Genomic DNA, 4,086 nt, shown 5'->3' on the forward strand with positions numbered 1-4,086 from the left:
TGTCCCCCCCTTAGTAGGGGCGGTGCCCCCGTGCCCGCCCTTGGTTAGGGGGGATCTAGACTTCGCTACAAACAAGAGAGACGGTGGGTTTAACGTTAAGTTATCACCAATGACCTCATCCTCCTCCCTCTGCGCCCTCTGCGCCTCTGCGGTTCCCTCTCTAAACTGGGCCTCAGTCGGTGCGGCACTCGGATCGATCGCCCGCGCTGCCAATTCGCCGCCACCCAGCGCCGCCAAAGTCAAAAATGCAATAATCGAAATTCGCATAGACATTAAATTTAAAGCACACCCAACGCATATTACCCAAAACCGGGTTCCCTGCATAATTAGCCGAAAAGAAACCCGGTATTTTTGAGGCTACCGGGTTTCTGGGATGCTGAAATGTGGGAAAGTTCGATCGACAGTGGGCGATCTTAATGACCCAGAAAAATTTGTTTAAATAGCTTGTCGAGAAACACGTTTCTCAAAATGAGCCTGAGTCTGCTGCAACAGTTGTTCGCGACTATCCTTAGCGGTGGTAATGGTAGGGAGCAAGTTGCGAGCTTGTAAAGTCATGTGAAGCTGTAGGTGTGCTACGTACTCACTGACATCTTCGCGAAGAGAGCAAGCCGGGTACTGTTTTAAAGTAGAGTTCAAGGTGTTCTCCTGCTTTGGGTTTGTAGTTTTTTCTAATAATCATAGACAATATCATGGTCTATTTCTAACTGTGTACTCCGTAATGAAGTTTAACCTTTGGACTCCTGTTTTGTTACAATCCTTTACAAAAGTATCTTACCTATCAGGAGTCGATCGCCCATGCAGTCTCAAGCACTTGTAGGACAAAAGCACACATTAAGTACATTTGTCAATAGCAGCCGCCAAACAGCCGCCTACCTCGACATCGGGTGCGGCAGACCCTTATTGATGCTGCACGGTTTCTTCGGAGAAAAGACTTGCTGGCTGCCCTTAATTGAGTTATTGCAATCTCAGTTTCGGTGCATCAGTTTAGATATGTTAGGTTTTGGAGAATCCAGCAAACCAGAAATCCCCTACGACGTAGCTGTAGAAGTTGCTTTTGTGCGGCAAGTTGTAGAACAACTAAATATCGAACCATGCTGCATCATCGGACATTCTTTTGGCGGTTGGGTTGCATCTGCATATTCCCTCAAATATCCTAATTCTGTGAGCAGTTTAGTGTTAGCAGCACCAGCCGGAATTCGGGACGACAGTTTTTGCGGTCAATACGATGCTTTGCGGCCGCTGCTGTGGGAAACCCCAGCCGTGGATTGGGCCTTGCATTTGGCAAAACCTTTTGCTAGTTTAGCGGGAAAAAGTGAGAAATTGCAGCAAATTTCCGGGTGGCGCAGGGAGTTAATGTCTCAACCAGTAGCAAGGTCATTTTTAATGAGTCGGATGCGGCCGGAAGATGCAGTTGATACAGTAGAAAAAGAAATTCACAAATTGCAAATTCCTACCTTAGTCATCGCAGCAGATAGTGACGAAACAATTCCTCTATGGCACTGTGAAACCTACGCGGGCGAGATACCGGGGGCAGAGTTAGCAATTATTCCCAATGCCACTCACGGGTTGCCACAAACTCAAGCTCCAATCATGGCCAAGTTTATTAGTAAATTTTTGAATAGTTAAGAAAAACGGTGCAACAAGCGGAATCCTGAAAATTGTGATAGGCCACAACGGTAAAATAATTGTGTTTTAGTATACTACTCTACTACGAAATACAGAATATATTGGTTAGTGTCTTGTACAAAAACTTTTTATGGCTCTTAAATCTTGTGTCAGCAGGAGCTACAGACATTTAGGCGAGTCGGGGGCATTACCAATGGCGGCAGTGAAAAACTACTTTAATCTGGAAGAAATTACGACAGCCAGAAGAATTAGTGCTGCGGTAATTAACATCAGCGGCCGCCAGCGAATGCTTTCCCAACGAACGGCTTTTTTTTGCATGAGGTTAGTTTGCTCTGAGAATGCGGCAGAAAGAGCAAAACTGCGCGGGAATTTGTTAGAGGCGATCGAGCTTATGGAAAAATCGCATCGCGACTTAATTAATACTAGCAGCAGCATCAACTTAGTGAGTCCCCCTTCAGCCACCGTCAAGGCAATGTATTTTGAGCCGCCACTGTATTTAGACAAACAAGTGCGCGCATATATCGATCGAATTAAAGCCTTGGTGCAAGTTCCCGATGCCGAACTCAGGCTGGAAAATTCCCATCTGCTGTACATTGTCGAAGCTGCGGGGGGCGACTTGCTAGAAGCTTTCGATGCCGTGGTGAGCCAATACCAGCAAGAAAGCGAAATCGAACAATTTGAAATCGATCTTAAACAGGTAGAACTTTATCAAGAAAGTTGTGCTGCTACCTCGAAAGCGGAAGCTCAAGCGGCCAAGCTCGATCGCGCACTTTGCGAACTCAAACAAACTCAAGCTCAACTCCTCCACAGCGAAAAAATGTCTTCCCTGGGAGCGCTAATGGCTAGTATCGTCCACGAAATTAATAACCCAGTTAGTTTTATTTACGGCAACTTGAGCCATGCCGCAATTTATACTCAAGATTTGCTGAACCTGCTGCGTCTCTATCAAGAATGCTATCCCAATCCCTGTCCCGAAATCACAGCTAAAATCGAAGAGATAGATCTGGATTTTCTAGTTGAAGACTTGCCTAAAGTTATGTCTTCCATGCAAATGGGTTCCAATCGCATTCGCGAAATTGTCAAATCTATGGGCAACTTTTCGCGAACCGATAACAGTAACATGACCATGTGCGATTTGCACGACAGCATTGACAGCACCGTGTTAATTTTGCGAAACCGTCTCAATTCTCAAATAGACCGTCGCGACATTCAAGTAGTAAAAAATTATGGAAAATTGCCTCTTGTAGAGTGTTATTCAGGACAGCTAAATCAAGTATTTATGAATCTAATTACCAACGCGATCGATGCTTTGGACGAGGTATCACAAAATCAGCCCAATGCTGCGCTAAAAATTTTGATAACCACAGAATTAGCAGGGCCCGATCGCGTGAGAGTGCGGATTGCTGACACGGGACCCGGAATGACACCAGAGATAAAAGAGCGAATGTTCGAGCAGTTTTTCACCACCAAGGAAATCGGTAAAGGTACCGGTTTAGGATTGTCTATTGTCTACAAAATCTTAGTAGAAAATCACCGAGGATCGCTCCGGTGCGAGTCGGAACCCTGTAAGGGAACCGAGTTTATCATTGAACTGCCGATCCAGCAAACTTAAGCAATTTACTAATCATCCAAATTTATCAAAAATTTGGGTTTAAAACCCTGTTCTTCTAGGACAGCTTTAATTTCTTAAAACTTTTTTCAAAAAGTCCGCTAGGTTCCGATATCTGGAGTATAGTATAAAAGTCAAGGTCAAATTCGCAATGCCCTCGTGAAACAGGACATGAGACACACTTTTAGGCATAAACCGGGGGACGCAGAGCAGCGAAAACTCTTTAAACAGCTAGAGGCTGAATTCAGTAAGCCTTAAACCAGTCAAAACAAACTATTTGTAGGATTGTTAAGTAGGGTAGGGCATACCCAAACTCTAGATAAGTATTCTAGTACGCTTTTGGAGACAGACCCGCTGGGGTGGCTGCTTGCTCAGGCTCGTTAATTGGTAGGATTCTACGGTTGAAAAGTCGGAGTATTGCCTTTCATGACGCAACACTTAAAGGTTAGTCGCTGAATTAAGAATCCCCGCACCTTGATAGTCGGGGAGTGTCAACTATGTTAACTGTGGCACGGGCGTCCCGCCTGTGTCAACTATGTTAACTGTGGCACGGGCGTCCCGCCTGTGTTAACTGTGTGTGGCACGGGCGTCCCGCCTGTGTTAACTGTGTGTGGCACGGGCGTCCCGCCTGTGTTAACTGTGGCACGGGCGTCCCGCCTGTGTTAACTGTGGCACGGGCGTCCCGCCTGTGTTAACTGTGTGTGGCACGGGCGTCTCGCCTGTGTTAAATGTGGCACGGGCGTCCCGCCTGTGTTAACTGTGTGTGGCATAGGTGTCCCGCCTGTGTTAACTGTGTGTGGCACGGGCGTCCCGCCTGTGTTAACTGTGGCACGGGCGTCCCGCCTGTGTTA

3 protein-coding genes and 1 pseudogene are annotated in these 4,086 nt (G+C 46.4%); 2 read left to right on the forward strand and 2 right to left on the reverse strand.

Annotation, left to right across the window (positions count from 1 at the left end):
* Positions 1-267: pseudogene (locus tag QUB12_RS36145) on the reverse strand (BamA/TamA family outer membrane protein); the annotation flags it as partial.
* 168 nt (positions 268-435) lie between these two features.
* Complete coding sequence (locus QUB12_RS36150) at positions 436-636, reverse strand: hypothetical protein (protein ID WP_006634481.1); 201 nt, start codon at positions 634-636, stop codon at positions 436-438.
* Between the two features lie 159 nt (positions 637-795).
* On the opposite strand from QUB12_RS36150, the gene QUB12_RS36155 reads away from it, so the two are divergent.
* Together QUB12_RS36155 and QUB12_RS36160 are read left to right on the forward strand one after the other, a co-directional pair.
* Positions 796-1,626, forward strand: coding sequence for an alpha/beta hydrolase (locus tag QUB12_RS36155; protein ID WP_333146067.1), 831 nt, complete (start codon positions 796-798; stop codon positions 1,624-1,626).
* Between the two features lie 130 nt (positions 1,627-1,756).
* Entirely contained in the window at positions 1,757-3,238 is a 1,482-nt protein-coding gene (locus QUB12_RS36160) for an ATP-binding protein (protein WP_333146064.1), read from the forward strand.
* Positions 3,239-4,086: the final 848 nt, after the last annotated feature.

The sequence above is a fragment of the Microcoleus sp. B7-D4 genome, from assembly GCF_036705125.1.
GTDB lineage: Bacteria > Cyanobacteriota > Cyanobacteriia > Cyanobacteriales > Microcoleaceae > Microcoleus.